We start from the raw sequence: 25,925 nt of genomic DNA on the forward strand, positions 1-25,925 counted from the left end.
TGACTAAGTAAGACTGAAAGGTATAGCGCGTACCATAGCATTACTGTTTGTCGGATGAGAATCCATTATTGGTTTGGGCGGGGTAAGTTTGCGCCCGGCTTGCTCCAAAAACGATGACTGCTTTAATACGGTTATCATCGGTTTGCGGTGATTAATGCAACCCCTGTGCTCAGCGTGTAAACATCATTTCGCTGCGTGTTTAAGAAAAATGTAATCCAACTCCGGCTTTTTGCGTATTAGTTTCATCTTATTGTTTTTTATGGCCGTGGATATGGAAATACGGCCCACAAGGTTTTTTATGACAACAGCATCTCCACTCGTATTGCACCATCTTAATAATTCCCGCTCGCAGCGTATTTTATGGCTGTTGGAAGAGCTGGGGGTGGACTACGAAATTAAGCATTATCAGCGTGATGCCAAAACCAATCTGGCACCGCAAAGTCTGAAAGCGGTTCATCCTCTGGGCCGGGCGCCCATAATCACCCACGGTGATACCACACTGGCGGAGTCCGGTGCTATTATCGAATACCTGATAGACGAGTTTGGCGGGCAATTTAAACCCACTGACAGCCGTTACGCGCTCAATCAGTATCGATTCTGGATGCACTTTGCCGAAGGTAGCCTGATGCCCCCGCTGGTAGCCAGTCTGGTGATGAGTAAAGCCAAAGAAAAGGCCAGCCCGTTTTTTATGAAACCCGTGGTGGCTAAGGTGGTTGATGCCATCACCAGTGCCTATTACGGGCCAAACTTAAAAGCCAGTCTCGACTATGTTGATAGTTATCTTAAAGAGAATGAGTGGTTTGCAGGGGAATGTTTAAGCGGTGCAGATTTTCAGATGAGCTTTCCGCTGGAAGCCATGCAGGGGCGGGTTGGTAAAGGGCAGTATGCAGCTATTGATGCCTGGGTAAATAAAATCCACAGCCGCGATGCTTACCTGCGTGGCCTCGAAAAAGGCGGTGAGTACGCTTACGCCTGAGCGATTATTCGTCGTCCCTCTCCAGGTAGTCGTTAATCAGTTGCAGGAAAGGCACACCGTAGCGTTCCAGCTTGGTTAAGCCTACGCCACTGACTGCCAGCAGGCTCTGCTTATCAGTGGGTTTGCTGGCGGCCATTTCGGCCAGCGTAGCATCGTTAAATATAACGAACGGCGGTACGTCATTTTCCTGCGCCAGTACTTTGCGTAAGTGTTTAAGCCGGGCGAAGAGTGCTTTATCGTAGTTTTTAAGCGCAGTTTTTGCCGGTTTATCGGCTTTAATTTCAAGCCGTGGTGTAGCCAGCTCGACGCCAATTTCTCCTTTCAGAACCGGGCGGGCAGCCTCGGTTAAGCGCAGCATTGCGTGGCTGGCAATATCCACCCGAATATAGCCGCGGTGGATGAGCTGATTGATAATGTTATGCCAGTACTGATCGCTCTGGTCTTTCCCTATTCCCCAGGTAGACAGCTTGTCGTGCCCGGCTTCCTGCAGGCGTTTAAGGTTTTTACCGCGCAGTACATCAATCACATACTGAGTGGCGGCCTGCTGCTGGAGGCGCAGAATACAACTCAGCACTTTTTGAGCGGTTTCCAGGCCATCGAAGGGACGCGGCGGATCCAGGCAGATATCACAGTTACCGCATGCAGTATCGCTGAACTGCGAAAAGTAATTGAGTAATACCTGACGGCGACAGGTTTGCGCTTCGGCGAAGGCTTCCATGGCGGCGAATTTTTGCAGTTCTATGGCGTTACGGTCGGCCATTGAGCCCTGATCAATCCACTGTTTTACCCGGGCGCTGTCTTTTTCGTCGAACAACAATAATGCTTCGGCGGGCAAACCGTCACGGCCAGCCCGGCCGGTTTCCTGGTAGTAACTCTCGATACTGCGCGGTACGTCGTGATGAACCACATAGCGCACGTTAGATTTATTAATGCCCATACCAAAGGCCACGGTCGCCACAACCACGTCAATCTTGTCGGTAATAAACTGGCGCTGCACGTAGGCCCGCTCGTCGGCATCCATACCTGCATGATAGGCGGCACTCTTGAAGCCCTGGCGGTGTAATTTGGCGCTGAGATCATCAACCTTGGCCCGGGAATTACAGTAAATAATGCCGCTGCCATCCTGCTGACGAATGTAGGTAACGATCTGCTCAAAGGGTTTGTACTTGGCCATTACCCGGTAGCGTATATTTGGCCGGTCGAAGGAACCTTTGTATACCAGCGGGTTGTCCAGTCCGAGCTGTACCTGAATATCCTGTTCTGTGGTGGTGTCGGCGGTTGCCGTAAGGCCAATTACCGGGATGTCCGGAAAGCGTTGTTTTAACTGCCCTAAAGACCGGTAGTCCTGCCGAAAATCATGCCCCCAGTGTGACACGCAGTGCGCTTCATCCACCGCAAACAGCGCGATTTTAGTTTGTGCCAGCATGTTCAGAAAGTAGCGCTGTAACAAGCGCTCGGGCGACACATAAATAATGTCATAGTGGCCCTCCTGAAGACGCTGCACGGTGGCCTGGTAATCGTCCTGATCTAACGAGGAATTCAGGTACGCAGCCTTCACTCCTGCCTCGCGTAATTGTTCTACCTGATCCTGCATCAGCGAGATAAGAGGCGATACCACAATACCGGTACCGTCGCGTACCATGGCCGGGATCTGATAACACAACGACTTACCGCCCCCGGTAGGCAGTAATACCAGCACATCCTTGCCATTAATGGTGTGATCAATCACCTCAGCCTGACCGGAGCGAAACTCGCTGTAACCGAAAATATCTTCAAGAATTTGCTGAGCGTTACGGCTGTCTGCGGGCTGCGCAGCACTTGCCACGATAGCAGGCTGGCTATCGTTTTCGTCGATGGCGGTGGGGGTATCTGGTGTTGCAGTCATGAGTCGCAGAGTTTACGCGTTTTTTGCCTGAGGTTCACGGGTTTTGCCCGACTTTTTCTGCGTCTTGCCATAACTGACTGATGTACCGCGACAGAGTCATTCCTGCGGCGATAACAACAGTGTTATTATGAGCCAAATTTTGTTGTGTGGTGGAACTCATGGCTGAACCCTTACCCGATCTCATTGAAGAAATCGTTGCCGATAACGGTGTCGACGACTTTCAGGCTGTGGCTGAGCAGCTGTTACCGGCTGAAGATGTCGAAATAGCCACACTGTTAGAGTCACTCCCCGTAGAAGAGCGGATGTCGCTGTGGGAAGTGCTGCCGGATGTGCGCAAGATAGACGTGCTGGTAGAAATGCGGAGCGATCCACGGGAAGTGCTGATTTCCGCTACGCCGGACGATAAATGGAGTGCCATTTTACTCGGCATCGATGCTGAGGACTTACTCGAGTTGATGGACTCCCTGCCCAGCAAACTACTGGAACTGGCGATTCAGGCACTGGATGAACAACAACAGGCCTATTTCCGCGACGCGACCCAGTTTCCCGATGAGCAGGTCGGGCACTGGATATCTCATGAAATGCTGGTGTTGCCATTAAATGCCAAGGTACGCGATGGTTTGCGTCTGATAAGGCGCAATGTACCGGCTCACTGTGACAGCATTTTCCTGGTCAACCGCTCCGGCCAGTTCTCGGCTGCCGTAAAACTCACTGCCGTATTTGGTGCTCCCGAACATTTGCCCATGGTAGAGCTGACCGAAGAGTCCATGCCGGTCATTAAAGGTACCGATGATTCAACCACGGCCTCTCTGCTGGTGCAGCGCAGTGGTTATGCCGCGCTGCCGGTGATTGATGACAACAATAAACTGCTCGGTCGCCACGATATTGTCAGTGCCAGTGAGCTGGTTAACGAAAATTACGAACGTCAGGTGATGGCAACCGCCGGTATGGATGAAGACGAGGATTTATTTGCCCCGGTGGCAAAAAGTGCCCGTAGCCGTGCATTATGGTTAGGTATCAACCTGCTTACCGCGTTTATGGCCTCGTGGTTTATTGGCTTGTTTGAAGCCACTCTGCAACAAGTGGTTGCGTTAGCAGTACTGATGCCAGTGGTGGCCAGTATGGGCGGGATCGCCGGTAGCCAGACCTTAACCCTGATTGTGCGGGGCCTCGCCCTCGGCCAGATCACCAGTGCTAACTTAAAAGCGTTGATGACCAAAGAGCTCAAAGTGGGTGGTGTTAATGGTGTGATTTGGGCGTTGGTGATCGGCATTGTGGCCTTTATGTGGTTTAGCGATCCGCTGTTGGGGCTGGTTATCTGCCTGGCTATCTTCGTGAACATACTGGCTGCAGCCCTGGCCGGCGTGGTATTACCGGTGATCCTCGAAAAACTCAAAATTGACCCGGCACTTTCAGGTTCGGTGATCCTCACCACTGTTACCGATATCGTGGGCTTTGTGGCCTTCCTGGGCCTGGGTAGCCTGTTTTTACTGTAATGAAAAGGAAATGCTTTGAACGCTGAGGCTACGCAACGCCAGGCCACCGCCGGTCTACTTTATGCGGTGGCGGCCTACACCATGTGGGGCATTGCCCCATTATATTTTAAGCAAATTGCCAGTGTACCGGCGCCGGATATTCTGATGCATCGGATTGTCTGGTCAGCAGCGCTACTGGCATTGTTGCTGCTTGGTTTAGGACAGTTTGCCAAGGTCAGAGCCATTTTCCGCTCCAAACGCTTAATGGGATTGCTTGCTGTGGCCAGCGTGTTGCTGGGGGGAAACTGGCTGTTATTTATCTGGGCTATCAATGCCGATATGATGCTCGAAGCCAGCCTGGGTTATTACATAAACCCGTTGCTTAATGTGTTTCTGGCCCGGCTGTTTTTAAATGAACGGCTGCGCACCATGCAAAAAGCCGCTGTGGTGTTGGCGATCATCGGGGTGGCGAATATCATTATTGCCCACGGTACCTTACCCTGGGTGGCGTTGTTACTGGCGGGCAGTTTTGCTATCTATGGCCTGTTACGTAAACAAATCCCCGTAGAGCCACTGCCGGGATTGTTTATGGAAACTCTGGTGTTGTTGCCGTTTGCAGCACTTTACTGGGTGTACTTTGCTTCTGCTGAAGCCAATATGCTAACCAACGAATGGTCGTTAAATGCCTGGCTGATGGCTGCCGGAGTGGTTACCACACTGCCGCTGCTGGCGTTTAATGCGGCGGCTAAACGCATCATGTTTACCACGCTCGGGCTTATTCAGTACATCGGCCCAACGTTGATGTTTATCTTTGCAGTAGGGATGTACAACGAACCGCTGGAACCCGCCAGACTCGTTACCTTTGGCTTTGTGTGGTGTGGTCTGGTGTTATTTAGTCTCGACTCACTGAAAACCTACCGGCAGCAGCGTAAAGTACTAAGGGCGGCATAGTTCAGACGTTGGAAAGGGCAGTAACGACGGTTGTCGTTACTGCGGTAAGGCTATAAATCCTGGGCGCTGGCGCTAAATGTACCATCACCATTGTTGAGCCACAGGCGAGGAATAGCTTGTGCTGCGTCAGGATTTGTATCGGTAAGCTGTAAATCGTTGTTCAAATACAGATCCGGAAATCCATCACCGTTCACGTCTCCTGCGCTGGCACCATGAGTAAAGGTATTTTCTGAACCTAAAGACGCTTCCGTTGCATCTCTCAATCCCTCAACAGAATTTAATAACAGTAAATTCCGGAAACCCGTAAATGGCGAAAAGTCATAGCCGTGATCGGCAACGAATAGGTCGTCACTGCCATCCTGGTCAAAGTCTTTTACTATCCAGGCTCTGGCGTGTTGTACTGTGGGTTGTGCACCATCAAACAGATCGTTGGCAAGGGTAAAATTACCGTTGCCATCATTGATTGCAAGGTAGACCGGAGTAGTCATGTCTTCATTCTGAACTTCCGCACCGTTATATATAGCCTCAGACATCACGAGGTCTTTAATGCCATCCTGATTAATATCCAGAAGCTGGCTGCCGCCACCGGCGGAGAGCGGAATATCAGAGTAAATCACCCTGAATGCAAGCTGGCCTGGCGAGCTTTCGTTAACAAAGGTAGGAATTTCCCGTTCGCCAAAGGTCGGGGAGACAACATCAAGCAAGCCATCAACGTTTAAATCACCCACTTCAACCCGCCAGATGGCAGCCGAGCTGCCGTTTACGAAGCCATTGGATTTGTCTGAGAAGTCCAGTGTGTTACTGGCGTACTGATTATTGTCGAGCGTATCAGTGATTTGAATAGTGGCCGGCGTAAAACTACCGTTTCCATCATTAAGATAAATCGTACCGCCCAAACAGCCATTCTTCTCTGATTGCAGTACTTCGCAGCTCGCACCATTTGGATTGTAGGATAAGATAAAGTCCTGATTAGTGTCGTTATCAAAATCGGCAACAATGACCTCACCCCAACCAGTAAAGGTGTCATCGGCGATATTACCAGACTGCTCGGTAAACTGACCGCTGGCAGAGCCCAGTAATAATTTGAACGATGAGGAGCTGTAATCAGCTTCGGTAACCACCGCGATTAAATCTGCATATTCATCGCCATTTGCGTCTATCTGTGCCATGTGGATGGTCTGTTGACTTTCAGAAGCACCAGCCCACTCCACTGCGTTGTCGAGTTCAGCAAAACTGGCATTGCCATCATTTACTAATAGCAGCGGTGTGCTGTAGCCCTGATCACTATAGGATGCGACCAGAATATCAACGTGGCCGTCACCATTTGCATCCATCATTAGTGATGACAATACTTTTTGCGGCGCACTCCATTCAGGTGTTTCATTACCACCAGTGCTAGGCGGTGGTGCGGTAGTGCCGGAAGAGTCATCACTGCCACCTCCTCCGCATCCGCCGATAGAAAGTGATAGCAATATGCATGGCAAAATGGATTTTGGTTTTAACTGAGGAGGGAGTAACGACATATTTTACAGCCTTGTTTTTTAGATAATCAGATGTTCCGATGATATTTTGTACAAACTTTTTTACCCTAGACCAGCCTGAATGGGGATTTGTTGTGCAAAAAAATAACTATGTATATTTATTTATACGTAAATGGCAGGTATGTGATGCTGGTAGTAATTGTTATTGTTGGTTAACTGGATAATCTCAGGCGGTAGCAACAACGCGCGTAAAGACAACCTTGTTTAACATTACTACTACTCTCTTTCACGCATAGTTAGTTCAGATTTGTTGCATCATGCTCCACTCTGTTACGGCCATTGTGTTTGGCCTGATAGAGCAGCTTGTCGGCGGTGGTGAGCATGGCCTGAATATTATGATCACTTCGTGTGGTAAGTCCGATGCTGACTGTTACGTTTAAGGTCAGTTCGCCGAATTTAACCGGGTGTTCACTGATGTTATGACGTATATCTTTAAGTCGGCTTACTGCGTTGTGAGGAGTGGTGTCGGGCAAATACAGGCAAAATTCCTCGCCGCCAAAGCGAGCAATAATCACATCTGCACACATCACCGCGAGGCGGTTGGCTACCACTTTGAGCACTTCATCGCCGGCGTCATGGCCATGGGTGTCGTTAATGGCTTTAAAAAAATCTAAATCGAGTAACGCCAGCGCCTGATTGGCTGGCTGGTTGCGCTGCATTTTATTTACGGTATAGAAAAAGTGGCGGCGGTTAGGTAAACCTGTGAGGTAGTCGGTATTCGCCGTGCGTCTGATGGTTTCTACATTTTCCAGCAGTTCAATGTTCTGGTTTACCCGGCAAAGAAACTCTTCCAGGTGATAAGGTTTCCGCACGAAATCATTGGCACCACTTTTAATAAAGCGTGCCGAGAGCAGATTGTTGCGATCGTTAGCGATACCAATTATCGCCAGATCTTCCTTACTGTATTGCTTGCGCAGCCAGGCAACAAACTGGGTAGGCGGCTTATCCTGAATATCACTGTCAACAAACACCAGCTTAATGTGACTGTGTTCATCGAGGAGGGTCTCCGCCTGAGCGGCGGTGGCACATTCATAGGTAATGAAGTTATGCCGGCGCAACAGGGCTGCCATGGCGGAGCGCTCATTGCGTTTGGGATTAATAACCAGCACACCGGTGGTTTTGTTTTTCTCAAGCCGGCCAATCAGCCGCATGAGGTAATCAAAAATCTGCGCGTTTTCTTTGGGAATATAATCTACTACATCCCGCGACAGCACTGCTTTACGAATGTCCTCATCGAGTCTGGCTGTGGTAACAATGGTGGGCAGGTAACTTTTTACAGCGAAGTCGATGGCCTCACCGTTGGGAGCATCTGGTAGGTCATAGTCGACAATGGCGCACAGATAGTCTTCCGGGTCGCTGTGAATAAAAATATGTTTGGCTGCAGTCAGTGAAGTGGCGAGTACCGGCTTTAATTGCGCCATTTCAACCAGCTTGGTCAGCAGGCTGATAGTACTCGCACTGTCTTCAATTATCAGCACCTTCTGCTGCATTAATGCGTCCTATATCACCTCTAGTTTGGCAAAGCTCAGTACCAGCCATTTACTGCCGAATTCATCAAAATTCACCTGAACCCGGGCATGATCGCCACTACCTTCATAGTTTAGCACTACACCTTCACCAAACTTGCGGTGTCTTACCCGCTGACCCAGTGAAAAACCACTTTGCTCCATCCGCTCATGGGACGCTGCATTGCTGAAACGACTTGTTACCGGTCTTGATACTGTAGACGTCAGACGGATTTCTTCCACACATTCGCTGGGAATTTCCCGTAAAAAGCGTGACGCTGTGTGATATTTTTCCTGCCCGTATACCCGGCGCATTTCGGCGTAGGTCATATACAGTTTTTTCATTGCCCGGGTCATACCTACGTAACAAAGGCGGCGCTCTTCTTCCATGCGGCCAGGCTCGTCGTTGGTCATCTGGCTGGGGAACATGCCTTCTTCCACCCCGGCAATAAAGACCAACGGGAATTCCAGACCCTTGGCGGTGTGAATGGTCATTAGCTGCACTGCGTCCTGATCGCCGCTGGCCTGGGTCTCACCGGCTTCCAGTGAAGCGTGGGCAAGGAAAGCCTGCAGCGGGGTCATTTCATCTGCTTCTTCGGGGATCACAAACTGCTTACAGGCGGTAACCAGTTCTTCTAAGTTTTCCAGGCGGGCCTGGGCTTTTTCGCCCTTCTCAGCCTGGTACATGGCATACAGGCCTGACTGATTAATGGCCTTGTTGGCTTGTTCTTCGAGCGGCTGGCCTTCAAATTCGTCGGCCAGTTTATTGATAAGCTCAATAAAGGCATTCAGCGCATTGGCGGCGCGGCCTTTCAGGCTGCCATCCTGCAATAGCTGTAAGCTGGCCTGCCACATAGAGCAATCCTGCAAACGGGTTTGCTCGCGAATGGTGGCCAGCGTGCGCTCACCCAAACCGCGACTGGGCGTATTGACTACCCGCTCAAACGCGGCGTCATCATGGGCGTGATTAACCAGCCGCATATAGCCCAGCGCATCTTTAATTTCCTGCCGTTCGAAGAAGCGCAGGCCGCCGTATATGCGGTAGGGAAGGCTCTGATGCAGCAAGGCTTCTTCCAGTACCCGCGACTGGGCGTTGTTGCGATATAAAATGGCCACTTCTTTTAACTGATTACCCTGGTTATGCCAGTCGGAAATCTGCGCAACAATAAAGCGGGCTTCATCGAGGTCGTTGAAACCGGCATAAATCGAAATCGGTTCGCCATCGTCGCCATCGGTCCACAATTCTTTACCCAGCCGGCCCTGATTATTATCGATAACCGTATTGGCGGCTTTAAGTATGGTCGCGGTAGACCGGTAATTCTGTTCCAGGCGAATGGTTGATGCGCCGTCGAAGTCTTTCAGGAAGTGCTGGATGTTATCTACATTCGCGCCACGCCAGCCATAGATAGACTGGTCGTCGTCACCCACAATCATAATATTGTTGTCCTGATTACACAGCAGGCGTAACCAGGCGTACTGGATATTGTTGGTATCCTGGAATTCGTCAACCAGCACGGCGCGGAAACGGCGCTGGTAGTGAGCCAGCACATCGGGATTCTTAACCCATAATTCGTGGGCCCGCAGCAATAGCTCGGCAAAGTCTACCAGTCCGGAGCGGTCGCAGGCTTCCTGATACGCGGCGTAGATATCGCGCATTTTCTGTTGGGTATGATCGCCGTGGGTTTCAATGTGCTGGGGGCGCAGACCTTCGTCTTTATTACCGTTGATGTACCACTGGATTTGCCGTGGCGCCCAGTGTTTTTCATCCAGGTTCATGGCCTTAAGCACCCGGCGCACCAGTCGGTATTGGTCGTCTGAGTCAAGGATTTGAAAATTTTCCGGCAGATTGGCTTCCGCGTAATGAGCCCGCAACAAACGGTGCGCCAGGCCATGGAAGGTGCCTATCCACATGGTATTTAATGGCCGGCCCATTACATGCTCAATACGCCCGCGCATTTCCCGCGCAGCCTTGTTAGTAAAGGTTACCGCCAGAATACTGTAAGGGGCGATATTCTCTACCTGCATTAACCACGCGATGCGATGCACCAGTACACGGGTTTTACCACTACCAGCACCCGCCAGTACCAGCATATTAGACAGCGGTGCGGCCACGGCATCGCGCTGTTTATCGTTTAATTCGTCGAGTAACTCAGAAACATCCATAACAATACAAAAACACCTGTATTTTTATTCAGGCCATAAAAAGCAAAGTATGCCATTAAAGCCTACTGCGTTAAACCGCGCTTGCACAATAATGGCGGATTATTGCCCGTAGCAACTTAATGAAAGTGATCCTGGCGAACTCCGGTCGGATATAAGGTAGTATTAACCTTCCGGTGTCGCAGACCGCGCTGAATTCTCCGGCTATCGCAATTTTTTCGGGTTACCTCTTGAATTGAAGCCATAAACCATTATGTTACCGCTACGCGCGTTGGCTGGTTTATTCTTGTTCAACCTTACCCGCACAGCAAACTAATTAGGAACGCCCATGCATGCACTGACCGATACCGCTGATTTTTGGCTGCAGCTAAAAAAAGAAGCGCGTCAAATTGTCGATGAAGAACCGCTGTTAGCGAGTTTTATTCATGCCTGCATTTTAACCCATCATAACTTTGAGTCTTCGCTGAGCTTTATTTTGTCGAACAAAATGGCAGACGATGTGATGCCAGCGCTGACTATCAGAGAAATTCTGGACGAAGCCTACTTGCTGGAACCGGCCATCGTTGAGTCGGCTATCGAAGATATTCGCGCCATTTACACCCGTGACCCGGCGGTAACCAATTACCTTAATGTGCTGGTGCACTTCAAAGGCTTCCAGGCTGTTCAGGTGCATCGTATGGCGCACTACTTGTGGCAGCAGGGCCGGCAGCAACTGGCATTGTTTTTACAAAGCCGTAATTCCGAAACTTTTGCAGTGGACATTCACCCGGCGGCCACCATTGGGAAGGGCGTAATGTTCGACCACGCCACAGGTATTGTGGTGGGCGAAACAGCAGTGATCGAAGATAACGTGTCGGTTCTGCAAAACGTTACGCTTGGCGGTACTGGTAACGAGAGCGGCGACCGTCATCCTAAGATTCGTCAGGGCGTCATGCTTGGTTCTGGTGCTAAGGTGCTGGGCAATATCGAAATTGGCGAAGGTTCAAAAGTGGGCGCAGGCAGTGTTGTGCTTAACGATGTTCCGCCTCATGTTACGGTAGTAGGTGTACCGGCCAAAGTGGTGGGCCGTCCCTGTTGTCCGCGACCCTGCGACTCCATGAATCAGAATGTGCTGGAAGACAACGAACCCTACGAACAAGCTTAGCGGGCTAATGGCTGATCGTTAAAAACGGTCAGCCTTTGTTTTTGAACCTGAGCGGTTCAGCTTTGCGGTAACTCCCCCTTACCCAGCAAACAAAGCTCACAGTCTTTTACCGATAACGCTTTAGCGTACTCACTCTCGAGCCTGGCGTAGTCTTCCGCCGTGACACAATAAATCTTTTTGATTTGATGCTTTTCGACCAGAGCAAGAAGCTCACTGGCATAGCGCAATTGCGCACCAAACATATAAGTACGGTGATGCCAGGGCTCTTCGTTCAGTACGTATAAGGGGGCGAACTTTGGTGAGTTGGTCAGATATTCAAGCAGTTGGTAAGAGGCGATATCAGTACCTACCGCAATCACAGGGAGCGGGGCAGGGCGAAACCATTGTTTTATAAAGTCCGGCAATCCCATCAGAAAAGATTCTTAGTCTGAAGTAATGGCATCATAGCGCAAATTGCCTTGAGCAAAAGCCTTAATTATGCGGTACTGCCCATAGGTTAGTAGCTTGCTGCCTCTCTTTGGTGATTTTTTCATCCCTGACGTGATTTACTGAGTATAAAGAGTCGTTTATGCCAGATTATGATCGGTCTTATGGACTCTATTTTTGTTGTTTAGGATTACACCATGTACTTTTTTAAAAAACTTGGCGGGCTGATTTTGCTGACGTTGCTATGCAATGGAGGCCTGGCCGCGTCTGAAGATGCCGCTATCGAAGACTCGCCAAATCGTGATTTAACCGGCTTTGAGGGCCTGAATGGGCGACTCCCCCTTTGGGAAGCGGGGGTGGGCGGCGGCATGATAGAGTCACCGAATTATCCGGCCTCATCAGAGCGCAATTTTGTAGCTCTGGCATTACCTTATGTGATTTATCGCGGTGATATTTTTCGTGTTGGCGGAAGAGGGGGAGCAAGAGCCGTATTCCTCGAAAATGACAGGCTGGAACTGGACATGAGTTTTGGCGGAGCCTTTGCAGCAGACAGCGATGACAATACCGTTCGCGAAGGCATGCCTGAGCTCGACTATCTGGTTGAGATTGGCCCGCAGCTGATCTACAAAATTAGAGACTTTTCTTTTAGCGGGGGCGGTAACTCGCGCCTGAATGCCCGGCTTCAGGCTCGTGCCGTCTTCTCTACCGATTTTGGCGGATTTGATGGCAGAGGATTTGTCTTTGAGCCGACCCTGACCTATCAGCAACGGGGCGTTTTCCTGCCAGATACAGGTTTTAGCCTGGCCCTCAGAGCAACCTGGGCCACCGAAAAGTTACATGATTACTTCTATGAGGTAACGCCGGAATATGCCACAACGGTCAGGCCTGCCTACGATGCGCAAAGTGGCTACCTGGGCGCAGAGTTGTCGGCAGGACTGGCCTTCCCGGTAGTTAAAAACGTGCGGGGCTTTCTAACCACATCGGTACAATTTAATAGTGGTTCTGCGAATGAAAAAAGTCCGCTTTTTGAGAAAGATGTGACCTATAGTGTGGGTGTCGGGTTTGTTTGGCGTGCCTATAAAAGCGACGCTAAAGCCACCTGGTAAAGCTGATAAAAAAGAAAGAAGCCGCTGACCGCGGCTTTTTTCTGGTAGACGTTAGCCAAATTTGGCGTCTGCCACAAATGGGTTGGTTGAGCGTTCGTGCCCAATGCTGGTGGTTGGGCCGTGGCCGGGGTATACCGTCATTTCATCTGGCAGTGTGAAGAGCTTTTCACGGATCGCTTCAATTAATTGCTGGTGGTTGCCCTGAGGGAAGTCAGTACGGCCAATTGAACCAGCAAAAATAATATCGCCCACAATCACTTTATTGCTGCTGCGTTCAACCAGAGCAACGTGGCCTGGGGTGTGCCCGGGACAGTGCAGAATTTCCAGCTTCAGGTTGCCCACCGAAATGGTATCGTCCTCGGTTAACCACTGGTTAGGGCTGAAAGGCTGGGCCGGTGGAAAGCCAAACATCTGGCTCTGTTGCATCAGCGCATCTAGCCAGAACTTGTCGCCAATGTGCGGGCCAATGATTGGCACGTTGTAATGGGCGGCCACAGCGGTAGTGCCGCCAACATGGTCGAGATGCCCATGGGTGAGAATAATTTTTTCGATGGTAACCTGTTGCTCGGTGACCGCTTTATAAAGCTTTTCTTCATCACCGCCCGGGTCGACCAGCGCACCTTTCATGGTGTCGGGATCCCAGATTAATGAGCAGTTCTGAGCAAACGGGGTAACAGGAATAACAAGTATTTTCACAATCGTATCTGGCCAGGAAATTTGTTGTTATGTTAGCAGGAATTATTCGTCGATGTCACAATCAGGCACGCCTCTGACCGTGAACAGTTGGTGCATTGATTTTCTGAGAATTTTTAAGTTATTTATACTTAAGTTCAATAAGTCAGAGTTTGTCTGACTATACCTGATTATCCGTATCAATATGCACCTCTTCCGGCCACTGCAAATATAATAATGATGAAATTTATCGTATGCAGGAGACGAAAGTGGACGTTTCTCGGGAAGATCTCAAGATCATCATTATGGATTTGCTCGACGCTGGCCAGTTTATCAGTGACGAGTCGTTTAACACGGCTTGTGAGTGCAGTGTGTGCAAAGAAAAAGCAGTAAAGGTGGGGTTGGATATAGTGCATAAAGAAGACTGTCCGGTAGGACGGGCTTGTGATGCACTGGGGTATGTTTTCAGGGGCTTTGCCAAAGAAGCCTGAGTTATCGTGGTGTGATTTAAAAAGGGCTGTGTGATCACAGCCCTTTTTCGTTATCCCGGTGTCGTTAGAAAACTACCGTAACGGTTGCCGAACAGGTAGTAGTGCCGGTTTCGCAAACCTGATAGTCATAGACGCCGCCGCCTTTGGTGTTAAGTGCGTCGGTGTAAGCCGTTACGCCGCTTACACTGACAATCTCACTGCCATTACGGTAGATAGTCATATCGGCAGTACTGTTAGCCCAGCTCAAATCGACTACCTGAGAGCCTTTCACTTTGTAACCGGATGCCGTGAGGGTCAGATCTGTGCCGGTGTCACCACCGCCATTGTCGCCACCGCCATTGTCGCCACCACCGTTGTCACCGCCGGCACAGCCGTTGGTGGTCAGGTAAGTATCTGCCGCGGCTGCCTGCACAATACCGTAACCAAAATACTCGTCTTTACCGGCAGCGCCACCATCCAGTGCGGTCGCTTTTAACGCCTCACGAATTTCTGTACCACTACAGCTTGGGTGATTCGACCACACCAGTGCTGCCACGCCCACAACTGCAGGTGTAGCCATTGAAGTACCGCTCAGATAAGCATAATCACTGGCTTCAACAGACACCTCCATGCTTGTTGCGGCCAGCAATGCGGAACGATCTTCCAGCGCTGCGCCAACCGCAGGGATAGAGGTTGTGTTGGTGTCACCCAGCGTACCGTACAACATACCAGCTTCATTATTGATGATTACCGCACCAACACCACCAGATGCTTCACAGTTAGCCACTTTATCGAAGAAGCTGATTACGCCACGGTCGATAACACAAATTTTGCCAGCTGCACCGCTATCAACGGACTCGGCAGTGCCCATAAAATATGTACTACCAGCGGCACTACCCATGTTTTCCATGCCGGAAGAAGCAAAGCCGCTGCCATCGGCCAGCAGGCCCGATGCGGTTGATAAACCCGCTGGTACTGTTGACAGCGTATCCACACCACCGGCGGTCACTTCCACACAGATGGTTTCGTCAGTGGTGGCTCGCTTACCACGACCGCTGGTACAGCTCGGGTACTGTGAGAATGAGGCAATGTTGTTGTCGGCATCGTTAGCGCCAACCATCATTACCGACGAATAACCTGCCGGATAAGAACGTACTGAGTTGCCATCGTTACCGGCTGCCGCTACCACCAGACCGCCTGCAGCAGTGAAGTCTGCAAACGCATTATCCTCGGTACTGGAAGCACCACCACCGCCTAAACTCATATTGATCAGATTAGCGCCGGCCGCCTGACAAAGCTGGGCTGCCTGAGCGAGGCCGGACGAATAACCCCAGCCAGACTCGTTAAAGACCTTAATGATGTGCATATCCACGCCTGGCGCCATACCAACCACGCCGAAAGTGTTGTCGGCAGCGCCAATGGTACCGGCTACGTGAGTGCCGTGTTCGCCGCCAGCGTCAAACCAGTTGCCGGTGCCCGGGTCGTTATCGCCGGTAATGTTAGACCAGACAAAATCCGGGTTAGAGTCGTCCAGACCAGAATCGATAACACAGACTTTCATGCCGGCGTTAGGGTTAAACGTTACCTGATCAGCCTGCGCCTGGTACACCGCATACGGGGTGATCTGCGTTTGCATCGGGCTACCAGTGTCGTCATTGAAAAGAGCCGTGGGGTAGCGCTTTTGATCGGCTTCTACCAGTTTGACATGAGGATTATTCATCAGGCCTTTTACTTCATCGAGTGATTTGCCTGTGAATGTTGCGGCGATAAAGCCGTCAGCATCAATGTGGATCTCTGCGCCGGACTGTTTAGCCAGTGCTTTGATTATGCCTTTGGAGTTGTTATCGACCTGGATAATGTATCTGTCGTCTGCCGCAAGGGCAGAACCGCTAACGGCAAGCAGGACTGCTGCCAGTGTAGGTTTTAGGGTTGTTTTAAACATATTATTATTCACTTGTGCTACTAAAAAAGAGATACCGAATAGTATTCGGCTAATATAGTTTTTATTGTTATCAGGCCCAGGGCCTTATTTGAAATTATGAAATTTATTTGGCGGGTGCAAGTGAATAGCTTAGTTAATAAGTATAATTTTTCATCCCTGTGTGTGCCGGGACGATGTGATAAGTGACAGGAAGTCCCTGTCACTTATCGGGTTTTTTACTTCACATCAAAATGTCTGTCGAAGAAATTAGTGATGGTGTGATACAAATGTATACCTGTTTGTTTACCCCGGATGCTGTGTTTCTTGCCAGGATAGTCCATCACCTCGAAAGGTTTGGCGGCATCCTGCAGGTGTTTATACAGCTTGGTGCTGTGGGTAAACAATACGTTGTCATCGGCCATGCCATGATAAATCAGCAGCGGGCCTTGTAGTCCTTCTGCATAAGGGAATACCGATGACGCTTCATAGGCATCGCTATCGGTGTTCGGGTTGCCCATATAGCGTTCGGTGTAGTGCGTGTCGTACAACCGCCAGGTGGTCACTGGTGCACCGGATACCCCGGCTTTAAAGTAATCACCGGCCTTAAACATGCTCATCAGCGTCATGTAACCGCCATAGCTGTGACCGTATACGCCGATGCGTTCTTTATCCACATAGGGCAGGGTGTGGAGGAATTTAACGCCGCTTACCTGGTCGTCAACTTCTACGCTGCCCATCGCTTTGTAGATAGGTTCCTCGAACGCCTTGCCACGGTAATTTGAGCCACGGTTATCAATGCTGAATACCACATAGCCCTTGCTTACCCAGTGCTGCATCAGCAGGCCACGGTTGCCGCCCCAGGCGTTATTGACTACCTGCGCGTGAGGACCACCATACAGGTAAACAATCACCGGATGCTTGCCTTTCAGCTCTGCCGGCTTGTAAAGGCGATAATGCAGGTCAATGCCGTCGTCATTGGTGATGGTGCCAAACTCAGGCTCTACCCAGTCGCTAAGGTAAGGCGTAAGCGGGTGGTTTTCATCCAGCGCGTTTTCTTCCAGCCAGGTGAGCTGCTTGCCGTCGGCGCTGTGCAAACTTACCTGAGTAGGACGGTTTGCGGTAGAAGAGCTATCCACATAAATTGACGCATCGCGGCTAAAACTGATGCCGTGCATGCCGTCGCGATCGGTCAGGCGCTGTGGTTTGCTGCCTTCAAGATCAGTCACATATAAATGGCGTTCCAGCGGAGTGTCCATGCGGCCGGTAAAGTATACCTGGCCGGTTTTATCGTTAACCGCTTCCAGTTCGTCCACTACCCATTCGCCTGCAGTCAGCTGACGGATCAGCTTGCCTTCATTGCTGAACAGATAAAGATGTTTAAAGCCGTCGCGCTCCGAGGCCCAGATAAAATGTTTACCATCGGCTAAAAAGGTAAAGTCGTCATGCAGGTTAACCCAGGTATCCGACTGCTCTTTAAGCACCAGTTTCTGCTGCTGGTTATTTACGTTGTAACTGCGCAGCTCCAGCTGTTGCTGGTCGCGGCTTTGCCACTGATAAGTAAAATGCTCGCTGTCGGGCATCCATTTACCGCGGGCAATATAAATATCCTGCTCTTTACCGGTATCAATCCACTGACGGTCGCCGCTTTCAATGTTCTGTACAGCCAGTTTGATGGTGACATTAGGCGTCCCCGCTTTGGGGTACTTCTGCTCGATCATCTTGATCTCGTCAGCATAGATTTCTGAGCGGGTAATCACTTCAACCGGCGCTTCATCCACTTCGGTAAAGGCAATGTAAGACTCATCCGGAGACCACCAGTAGCCGGTCATACGGTTCATTTCTTCCTGCGCAACAAACTCGGCCATACCGTATTTGATGTTGCCACCGCCTTTAGTGGTAATCGCCGTTTCCTTGCCTGACCCGATATGTTTGATGTACAGGTTCTGGTCGCGAATAAACGAGATATAGTTACCTTTGGGCGATAACTTAATATCGGTTTCAAAGGCTTCGGTATCGAGTAACTGGCGGGCACCGGGCTTACCTAACTGGTGATAAAATACATCGCCGCCCATAGGGAATAACAGCGCTTTGCCGTCGGCCGACCATTGATAACTAACAATTCCGCTGCCGGATAAGCGCATGCGCTCACGGCGCGCTTTTTCTTCGTCAGAAAGAGTCTCTTCGCCACTGGATAAGTCATCGGAATCAAACAACAATCGCGAGGCCCCTGAGGCAATGTTGTATTCCCACAGGTCGAGGCGCTCGTAGTCAGATTGTTTTCCTTGCAGGTAGGTCACGCGTTGGCCGTCGGGGGCCACCTGCAGGTTTCTGGGAGAACTACCGTCCAGTGACGGCGACGCATAAATCCGTTCGATGGTCAGCTTTTCAGCGGCTACCGTGTTTGTGAGCATAAGGGCTCCAAGTATTAAAGCTTTTTTCATGGATACGCTATTATCTGTCGTTATTAGGGCTTGCTTACTGCACGTATTTGCTCTGAAATACGTATAAACAAGTTGTTGTTATACAGGAGAACCCGGCAGTGTGCGGGCTCCATATTAAAGCTAGAGGATGACACAATTTGGCAGTATTAAAAAGCGCACTTATCCTGGGAGCCAGTGGATTGGTAGGGCAGAACCTGCTGAGGCTGCTGTTACTCGATCCCCGCTATGAATCGGTCACTTGCCTGGTCCGGCGTCCACTGGGGCGGCAACACTATCAGGATCCCGATAACAAGCTGCGGCCGGTGGTGATTGATTTTGATAACCTGGATGAGTATCAGGGTTATTTTTCGGTTGATCATGTGTACTGTTGCCTGGGAACCACGCTAAAGAAAGCCGGTGACATCAGCGCCTTTCGTAAGGTGGATTTTGAATATGTTCACGTCGCGGCCCAGTTAGCCAGGGCACAGCGGGCTGGCGGATTTGTGTGGATTTCCTCGGTAGGTGCCAATGCTAAAAGTAAAAACTATTACCTGCGTGTGAAAGGGGAACTGGAAAACGCCATCATGCGCATGCCGCAGTTGCCCAATGCCGCTGCGGTAAGGCCGGGCGTGTTAATTGGCGAACGGGCTAACGATAATCGCCCGCTGGAGCGGGTTGGGGCAAGCATAATGCAACTGCTGAAACCACTGCTGGTTGGCCGGCTTAAAAAATACCGTGCGGTATATCCTCACCAGGTGGCCAGAGAAATGATGCGCCACCAGACTTTCTGATGAGTAAGCTTTCTAAGCAACCCAAAGGTTTTCAGTGTAAGCAGTTTTTTGTCGCCCACGACCAGTGCGCCATGAAGGTCTCTACCGACAGTCTGATTCTGGGGAGCTTCGTTGATACGACGAATGCCAGCTCTATGCTGGATGTGGGGACAGGTTCGGGCATTCTGGCGCTGATGATGGCACAAAAAAGTGCGCCTGATGCTGCCATTACTGCCATTGATATCGATTCGGGGGCGATTGCTCAGGCCAGGCACAACGCGGCTAACAGTTCGTGGCCAGAAAAAGTTCGGGTAGAGCAAAGCCCGCTGCAGGAGATGGATCATCAGCAGCAATATGACCTGATAGTATCGAACCCGCCGTATTTTGCGGATGCCGTAAGCCCCACCCGCGCTTATGCGTCTATGTCTGAGAGTAGGGGGCTGGCGCGCACGGAACAAACGCTGAGTATTGATGATTTTTTTGCACAAACTGCCGTACTTAGCCATGCGGGGAGCAGGCTTTACTGTATGTATCCAATTGCCAGGGAAGCGGTGGTGTTTAACAGTGCCTTGCAATCAGGCTGGCATGTAAAGCAGAGTCTTAGCGTACGGCATAACGCCAGTTCTGCGCCCTACCTCGGCGTGTATTGCTTTGTGCGTGTACCAGCATCGGTAGCAGTAGAAACGCTAACCATCCGAACCGGCGAAAATCAGTATACGGCTGAATATAAACAGCTATGTGCAGACTTTTACCTGAACTTTTGAAAAGCTACAGGCACAAAAAAAGCGCGATGGACGCGCTTTTTTTCTTGTCTTAAGCCCTGACTTAAGACTTAACCAGTACAGATACTTTACCAATACCTGCTTCTTTCGCCTGGTTCATTACTTCTACCACAACACCGTGCTCAGTATTTTCGTGAGCCTGGATAGCTGCAGTGTCAGTTGGGTTTTCAGCTAAGTAAGTCTGAATGTTCGCGATAACACGACGGATGTCGACTTCACGGCCATTCATCACAATCGTACCTGTCTCATCGATACGAATAGACAGAGATTTACTTGGCTGGTTTGATGCGTTTTTGTTTTCTGGGCGATTAACATCCAGACCTTTCTCTTTAACGAATGATGTCGTTACGATAAAGAAGATCAGCATGATGAACACAATGTCCAACATGGGCGTCATGTCGACCTGGGCTTCGTCATCCCCAGAAGTATGCTTTTTTCTTTTCATTTCGTTTTCTTGTCTCTAACACTTGTCTGCCTAGTATACTGTTTGTAACAAAAATATGTAGTAATTTGTACAAACAATATTACCAAAAGCGATAAACTTACTGACTTAATCGTTCACTTTCGTTAGAAAGCAACATCATTTTGCGGACAGCGCCACACCCAGTTGGTAAAAATACAACTTAAATGCTTCGTTTAGCTGCTGTCTCAAAATACCATGAGGATAAATGCCAAGTCTAGCCTCTACCGACATTTTTGTCCCCTGCACTAAAAATGCGTTCTTAATGTCCTGATCCTGAATGCACGCTTCAAAGGCTCTCGCCGCCATTTCCGGAGGAGATGCAAAGTAAAAGCTTTTCAATGCCTTATCGGCCTCAACTGAACGTAAAACATAATCGTTTGGGGCGCTGCCATCGTTATCTAAAAACATCAGTTGAAAGCAATCTGCCAGGCGCAGATTCAAAGGATGTTCGACCAGTTCAGCATCATCAAGCCAGGCCTGGGAGGCAAAAAGCAAGGGTTTGGGAGCGCTTAAAAAGCGTTGGCTGATGTAATGGTCGAAGGCATGAAACCACTCATGGGCCAGCGCGCCGCCGCCGGCATTTTTAGCCAGTGCCAGTTGGCGTTTAGCGGGATGATAATGGGCATTGGCGTGTTTTTGTCCGCCGGTGCCAAAGGCAAGAGACAGTGAGCCATTCAGCGACACTACCCGCTCGTTGATCTGCAATATATCAATTAGATCATATAATGCATCAAAGAACAGGTTAGCGGCTATTTGTTGTTCTGCGGCGGTTACCCAGCGGCCCACCGTAATAGACTGAAAGCCAAAGAGGCGGCGAATATCCTGAAAAGACACATCGGCACCATCACGATGGCTCTGACCGTTGCGGTAGTACTGTTGGTGAAGTCGTCCGGCAGGAGGAGGACTTTTACCCTCAGAGCTCACTGAGTTCGGTTACCAGTTGGGTACACCAGGTCAGGATCCTGTCATCGGTTTGGTCATATTGGTTCTCGTCATCCAGCGACAGTCCCACAAAATGGGAGCCATCTTCGGTAAGTGCCTTGGACTGGGCAAACTCATAGCCCTGATTGGGCCAGTAACCAATAAACTGACATCCGGTTGGCGCGATGGCGTCGTGTAGCATTCCCAGCGCATCCTGGAACCAGTCTGCATAGCCCAGCTGATCGCCCAAACCATACAGAGCAACAATTTTGCCCGACAGGTCGAGCTGATGAACGTCATCCCAGCTCGACTCCCAGTCTTCCTGCAGTTCACCAAAGTCCCAGGTAGAAATACCCAGAATTAAAATGTCGTAACCGGCAGTCTGACTCAGTGATACATCCTGTATGTTATGCAGCTCCACAACCGGTTCGCCGAATAAGGCATTCAGTTGGTCCTGAATTTTTTCAGCCGCCATTTCCGTATAACAGGTGGTTGAGCCATAAAACAGGCCAATTTTTAATCCGGTATCACTCATTTACTGCTCTCTTGCTGGTGTTTCGTCATCCGACAGTTCCGGGGGGAATTCTACCGTGTCACCATTACTACACAAGGCAATACAACGAACATTTTCGATTTCGGGATCAATCAGCATCTGGCCAATGGCCGACTGATTAAGCAGTGCGATACTGTCGTTGCTGTCAGGATGGCGGTCGTGCACCGACATATTGCGTCGTCGGGTGAAAATATTGAGCGGAGAGCGGGTGCTGTAAAACCACTGGTTGAAACGGTCGAGCCAGCGGATCAGCGTATCCGGGAAGGTGTTTTTAATACCGCTACAGGTAAACTGAGTGATTTCAGGGCTGTTACGCCTGAACCGCAAACGCACATCGTAAACAAAGGAATAATGGACGTCGCCAGATAAGATAATAAAGTGCGGTGGCGTTTTGTAGTGTCTGAAGATATTCAGAATAACACTGGCAGTACCTTTATGGGCCATCCAGTTTTCCGCGTCTACGGTTAACGCTTTGCCGGCCAGGGTGAAGAGTTTCTGGATCACCTCGATAAACTTCACGCCGTATATGGGCGCGGCGGAGACAACGATAACGGCATCCTGACCGATAAGCTGGTGCTGAAACTCACACAAGGCTTCCCAGTCCATCAGACCCGACGGTTTATTAAGACTGGATTCACTGCGCCAACGTCGGGTTCGGGTATCCAGTACGTGTACCGGAGGCTGAGTGTCCAGCTGGTAATGCCATTGTTCCCAGTCGAATAACGCGTCGATGAAAGCAGGGTGGTTCATCATGCCTTTAGCGGTAAAGTTCTCATTGGCGAGTTTTTCGATAGCGGTAAACCTGTCGGGTTGATTTGCCCAGCCCTGACAAAGCCAGTAACCGGCCAGCGCATTGCCCACCATTCGCCGGGATAACGGATGACCGTAAACCTCCTGCTCCCAGCCGCGGGTCAGGTTCCAGTCGTCGGTGACATCATGATCGTCAAATATCATGTAGGTAGGAATGTGTGCCAGCGCCCGGCGAACCTGCCCGAGGGATTGGCTGAACCGCTTAATAATGTCAGCTTCGCGGTTAAATAAGGCCTGATGGTCCGGGTCGACCTCATCGGCAGTAAACGAGATATCGGCCCACAGCGATTCCGACCACACCAATAAATACATGGCAATCACTTCGGCCAGCCCAATCAGGTGGTTCTGCGCGTTAACCGAAGTAAACACCGGTTTTTTCTTGGCGCCAAAAAAGAGCTTGGATAACGCCGTATTGGTGGCTACCTGAGGCAGAATTTGCTGGCGGTGATAATAGCAGTACGGGTGACCATCAAGCTGGGCTGTTGAATCCACAATTGCCTCATCGAGATCTTCATGAAATAACCCCAGTCGTCTGATGGTTTGCATTATCGCCTGCAGCATGGGTCCGGCTACGTCATCAGCGTAGATTTGATCGCCGGTCATCAGCAGCAGGTCTGGTCTTTGCGCGCCGCCCTCACACTCCTGATGAATGAGTTCATCAACCCTCACCAGACTGTCTTCTGACGGGTGATGAGGTTTGCGACAACTGCCATGCAGCACATTGGATAGCGCTGCGGGCACGCGAAAATGCAGGTCATTCTGGCCCGGGTAGCACAGCGAAGGTAACTCGTTTTGCCAGCGTTGCTGTTGCTCAGTGTGATTAAAATTAAGCCGGTAATGATACAGCGTGTTTGCCGCCAGCGGCGTTTGTGGTGAGCAGGTCAGTACATGAATAAAAGCCTTTTCACCCACCTGAATAACGCGGTCGGTAGAGTTACTGTTTTGTGCCTGCTGCGCCTGATGCAGGGATACATCAATATCGGCCGGTTCTGACGTAACCAGCCATAAGGTAAAACCAGCCTGTTGCGTATGCCTTAAAACAGGGCCGGCGATAACAAGAGGAAGGGGTGATGAGGTCAAAACTGCTCCTGTAGTAGTTACTGCCAGACTATACGGTGCTGGTTGGCTTCAGGCAAGTGCGCTCAACGGCTCAGGGCGTTTGCTCAACGGGCTTGACCACGGTGAGTCAGTAAGCGACGATAAGCGCAAAATGACTATGGATTGGACCTGACAATGAAATCAGCCTGGTTTTTAAGCCTGCTAGCCGCCGGCTTATTAAGTGCCTGCAGTAACGACAAGCAACCTACCGAAACCACAAACGAATTAAAATCGGCGCCGCAGGAGCATGTGCTTGCCGGTGCCTGGATTATGGAGGCCGCCGGCGGTGTTATGCTGGATCCGCAAACTTCCGGCCTGACCCATGTTGATGGGATGCTTTACACTATTTCCGATGGTAGCGCAAAAGAGTACCAGCGCCGTCGTTTACACAGAATCGATCCTGCCAGTGCCACCCTGGCGCCGCGCCCGGACGATATGGGCATGGCAAGCCGTGTTCGCCGCAGCTGTTTCTCTCAGTATCTGGCAGATGAGCCTGATTTAGAAGCGCTGGTGGCCGACCCCGAACAACCCAATGTGTTTTACACCGTTACTGAGGATGCCACGCGCACCGGCGCGATGTCTGACCGCTGCCAGCAGCGCTATGAGGCAACCGGTTCAACCGATTACCCCACATTATTAGTGCGTATTGAAAAGCACGATAGCGGCAACGCTACCATGACACATGTGCGCCCTCTGCAGTTTCCGCTCGAGTATGCGGTGGGAGACTTTCCTAATGATGGCATTGAAGGCATGGCACTGGGCCAGAACCGCACAATGTACCTGGCTCTTGAGCGGGATAATGCCGGCAACCCCAGAGTGTTCTCGGTGACCCTGGATGATAGCTTCTGGGACAGCACTGATTTTGCCGTAGTCACCGATCCGGGCCTGCAGGTTCCGGCATTCGACAGTGGTCGCCATCCAATCAACGGGTTGGAATATTATAAGCCTGCTGGTGCAGCCAGCGGCTTTTTACTTGCTGCGGCACGTAACGATAACGAGTTGTGGGTCATTGATACGGCGGCTGAAAAGCCCACCCGGAAAATCGCCCTGCAATTTACCGCGCCTGGTGGCGACCCGGAGAACTGCGCTGCACAGGAAGTCATGGACAATGCCTCAATCGAAGGGCTGGCGGTGATTGGTGACACCCTGTGGCTGGTAAACGATCCATGGAAAGTAAATTATATGAAGAACCTGCAGTGCGAGGCTAACCGTAGTCGTTACGAGGGGATGGCACCGCTGTTGTTCAGCATGCCGCTGGATGCCAGCTGGTTTAATTAGGAAAAGATATAGCGGGCTGGCTTTAACCAGCCCGAATTGATTAGCGCAGGCGCTCGGCAAAGGTCTTTTTAAATTTTGCCAGTTTTGGCGCGACAACCATTGCGCAGTATTGGTTTTGCGGATTATTTTTAAAATAAGACTGATGATAATCTTCTGCAGCCGAATAGTTGGATAACGGTACTACCTCGGTCACGATGGGATCCGGCCATACCTTATCGTCTGTCATTTCCTGAATAATGGCTTCTGCTGCGGCTTTTTGTTCTTCGTCATGATAGAACACCGCACTGCGATACTGCGTGCCCACATCATTACCCTGACGGTTTAACTGGGTTGGATCGTGCAGTGCAAAAAAGATTTCAAGTATTTCCCGATAACTGATTTGGTCAGGATAGTAAGTCAGCTGTACTACTTCTGCATGGCCGGTATCACCTTTACAAACGGCCTCATAGCTGGGTGAATCAGTGTGGCCGCCGGCGTAGCCGGAAGTTGCCAGTTTAATGCCCTGAACCTGGTTAAAAGCTGATTCGATACACCAGAAGCAGCCGCCGGCCAGGGTGGCAGTTGCTGTGGTTTCTGTCGCTGTGGTTGTCATAAAAAC

At 50.5% G+C, this 25,925-nt stretch carries 22 protein-coding genes; 9 read left to right on the forward strand and 13 right to left on the reverse strand.

Features of this window, described 5'->3' with window-relative positions:
- Positions 1–298: 298 nt before the first annotated feature.
- Complete coding sequence (locus D9T21_RS01720; protein ID WP_105936990.1) at positions 299–976, forward strand: glutathione S-transferase; 678 nt, start codon at positions 299–301, stop codon at positions 974–976.
- A 4-nt stretch (positions 977–980) separates the two neighbouring features.
- Here D9T21_RS01720 and recQ read toward each other — a convergent pair whose 3' ends face one another.
- Positions 981–2,861 (reverse strand): DNA helicase RecQ, encoded by a 1,881-nt coding sequence (gene recQ, locus D9T21_RS01725; RefSeq protein ID WP_105936991.1) that lies wholly within the window; start codon positions 2,859–2,861, stop codon positions 981–983.
- A 158-nt stretch (positions 2,862–3,019) separates the two neighbouring features.
- Between recQ and D9T21_RS01730 the strand changes: the two genes are divergently transcribed.
- Positions 3,020–4,357 carry a magnesium transporter gene (locus tag D9T21_RS01730; RefSeq protein ID WP_123323440.1) on the forward strand — a complete coding sequence of 446 codons (1,338 nt, stop codon included), beginning with the start codon at positions 3,020–3,022 and terminating at the stop codon, positions 4,355–4,357.
- A 15-nt stretch (positions 4,358–4,372) separates the two neighbouring features.
- Positions 4,373–5,287 carry an EamA family transporter RarD gene (gene rarD / locus D9T21_RS01735; RefSeq protein WP_123323441.1) on the forward strand — a complete coding sequence of 305 codons (915 nt, stop codon included), beginning with the start codon at positions 4,373–4,375 and terminating at the stop codon, positions 5,285–5,287.
- Between the two features lie 50 nt (positions 5,288–5,337).
- Here rarD and D9T21_RS01740 read toward each other — a convergent pair whose 3' ends face one another.
- From D9T21_RS01740 to uvrD, 3 genes are all read right to left on the reverse strand, one after another.
- The gene (locus D9T21_RS01740) at positions 5,338–6,810 is read right to left on the reverse strand and encodes an FG-GAP repeat domain-containing protein (RefSeq protein WP_123323442.1); all 1,473 of its coding nucleotides are present in this window, start codon (positions 6,808–6,810) and stop codon (positions 5,338–5,340) included.
- Positions 6,811–7,064: 254 nt separating this feature from the next.
- A complete protein-coding gene (locus D9T21_RS01745; protein ID WP_123323443.1) occupies positions 7,065–8,318 on the reverse strand; it encodes a GGDEF domain-containing response regulator in 1,254 nt (417 codons plus the stop codon).
- Positions 8,319–8,327: 9 nt separating this feature from the next.
- Positions 8,328–10,496: a DNA helicase II gene (uvrD, locus tag D9T21_RS01750; protein WP_123323444.1), complete on the reverse strand. Its 2,169-nt coding sequence runs from the start codon at positions 10,494–10,496 to the stop codon at positions 8,328–8,330.
- Between the two features lie 325 nt (positions 10,497–10,821).
- On the opposite strand from uvrD, the gene cysE reads away from it, so the two are divergent.
- Positions 10,822–11,637 carry a serine O-acetyltransferase gene (cysE, locus tag D9T21_RS01755; RefSeq protein WP_105936996.1) on the forward strand — a complete coding sequence of 272 codons (816 nt, stop codon included), beginning with the start codon at positions 10,822–10,824 and terminating at the stop codon, positions 11,635–11,637.
- Positions 11,638–11,693: 56 nt separating this feature from the next.
- Here cysE and D9T21_RS01760 read toward each other — a convergent pair whose 3' ends face one another.
- On the reverse strand, positions 11,694–12,047 hold the full coding sequence (locus D9T21_RS01760) for a hypothetical protein (RefSeq protein WP_123323445.1): 354 nt from the start codon (positions 12,045–12,047) through the stop codon (positions 11,694–11,696).
- A 213-nt stretch (positions 12,048–12,260) separates the two neighbouring features.
- Here D9T21_RS01760 and D9T21_RS01765 point away from each other — a divergent pair, with 213 nt between their 5' ends.
- Positions 12,261–13,169 (forward strand): MipA/OmpV family protein, encoded by a 909-nt coding sequence (locus D9T21_RS01765; protein WP_123323446.1) that lies wholly within the window; start codon positions 12,261–12,263, stop codon positions 13,167–13,169.
- 51 nt (positions 13,170–13,220) lie between these two features.
- Here D9T21_RS01765 and D9T21_RS01770 read toward each other — a convergent pair whose 3' ends face one another.
- On the reverse strand, positions 13,221–13,865 hold the full coding sequence (locus D9T21_RS01770; protein ID WP_123323447.1) for an MBL fold metallo-hydrolase: 645 nt from the start codon (positions 13,863–13,865) through the stop codon (positions 13,221–13,223).
- A gap of 245 nt (positions 13,866–14,110) precedes the next feature.
- Between D9T21_RS01770 and D9T21_RS01775 the strand changes: the two genes are divergently transcribed.
- A complete protein-coding gene (locus D9T21_RS01775; RefSeq protein WP_123323448.1) occupies positions 14,111–14,332 on the forward strand; it encodes a hypothetical protein in 222 nt (73 codons plus the stop codon).
- Between the two features lie 64 nt (positions 14,333–14,396).
- On the opposite strand, the gene D9T21_RS01780 is transcribed toward D9T21_RS01775, so the two are convergent.
- Positions 14,397–16,253: a S8 family serine peptidase gene (locus D9T21_RS01780; RefSeq protein WP_123323449.1), complete on the reverse strand. Its 1,857-nt coding sequence runs from the start codon at positions 16,251–16,253 to the stop codon at positions 14,397–14,399.
- Positions 16,254–16,468: 215 nt separating this feature from the next.
- Positions 16,469–18,673: a S9 family peptidase gene (locus D9T21_RS01785; protein WP_123323450.1), complete on the reverse strand. Its 2,205-nt coding sequence runs from the start codon at positions 18,671–18,673 to the stop codon at positions 16,469–16,471.
- Positions 18,674–18,810: 137 nt separating this feature from the next.
- Between D9T21_RS01785 and D9T21_RS01790 the strand changes: the two genes are divergently transcribed.
- Positions 18,811–19,443, forward strand: coding sequence for an NAD-dependent epimerase/dehydratase family protein (locus D9T21_RS01790; protein ID WP_123323451.1), 633 nt, complete (start codon positions 18,811–18,813; stop codon positions 19,441–19,443).
- Positions 19,443–20,186: a tRNA1(Val) (adenine(37)-N6)-methyltransferase gene (locus D9T21_RS01795; RefSeq protein ID WP_123323452.1), complete on the forward strand. Its 744-nt coding sequence runs from the start codon at positions 19,443–19,445 to the stop codon at positions 20,184–20,186. The genes D9T21_RS01790 and D9T21_RS01795 overlap by 1 nt, the downstream gene beginning before the upstream one ends.
- A 61-nt stretch (positions 20,187–20,247) precedes the next feature.
- On the opposite strand, the gene D9T21_RS01800 is transcribed toward D9T21_RS01795, so the two are convergent.
- The 4 genes from D9T21_RS01800 to D9T21_RS01815 all read right to left on the reverse strand — a co-directional run bounded on the left by D9T21_RS01800 (position 20,248) and on the right by D9T21_RS01815 (position 24,031).
- Complete coding sequence (locus D9T21_RS01800) at positions 20,248–20,649, reverse strand: ExbD/TolR family protein (RefSeq protein ID WP_105932896.1); 402 nt, start codon at positions 20,647–20,649, stop codon at positions 20,248–20,250.
- Positions 20,650–20,784: 135 nt separating this feature from the next.
- Positions 20,785–21,591, reverse strand: a complete 807-nt coding sequence (locus D9T21_RS01805; protein ID WP_123323453.1) for a CLCA_X family protein — start codon at positions 21,589–21,591, stop codon at positions 20,785–20,787.
- Positions 21,581–22,123 (reverse strand): flavodoxin FldB, encoded by a 543-nt coding sequence (gene fldB, locus D9T21_RS01810; RefSeq protein WP_123323454.1) that lies wholly within the window; start codon positions 22,121–22,123, stop codon positions 21,581–21,583. The genes D9T21_RS01805 and fldB overlap by 11 nt, the downstream gene beginning before the upstream one ends.
- A complete protein-coding gene (locus D9T21_RS01815; protein ID WP_123323455.1) occupies positions 22,124–24,031 on the reverse strand; it encodes a metallophosphoesterase family protein in 1,908 nt (635 codons plus the stop codon).
- A gap of 153 nt (positions 24,032–24,184) precedes the next feature.
- On the opposite strand from D9T21_RS01815, the gene D9T21_RS01820 reads away from it, so the two are divergent.
- Positions 24,185–25,327 carry a hypothetical protein gene (locus tag D9T21_RS01820; RefSeq protein ID WP_123323456.1) on the forward strand — a complete coding sequence of 381 codons (1,143 nt, stop codon included), beginning with the start codon at positions 24,185–24,187 and terminating at the stop codon, positions 25,325–25,327.
- Positions 25,328–25,367: 40 nt separating this feature from the next.
- On the opposite strand, the gene msrA is transcribed toward D9T21_RS01820, so the two are convergent.
- Positions 25,368–25,919: a peptide-methionine (S)-S-oxide reductase MsrA gene (msrA, locus tag D9T21_RS01825; RefSeq protein WP_123323457.1), complete on the reverse strand. Its 552-nt coding sequence runs from the start codon at positions 25,917–25,919 to the stop codon at positions 25,368–25,370.
- Positions 25,920–25,925 lie beyond the last annotated feature (6 nt).

Source organism: Marisediminitalea oceani (assembly GCF_003731635.1).
Taxonomy (GTDB): Bacteria; Pseudomonadota; Gammaproteobacteria; order Enterobacterales; family Alteromonadaceae; genus Alteromonas; species Alteromonas oceani.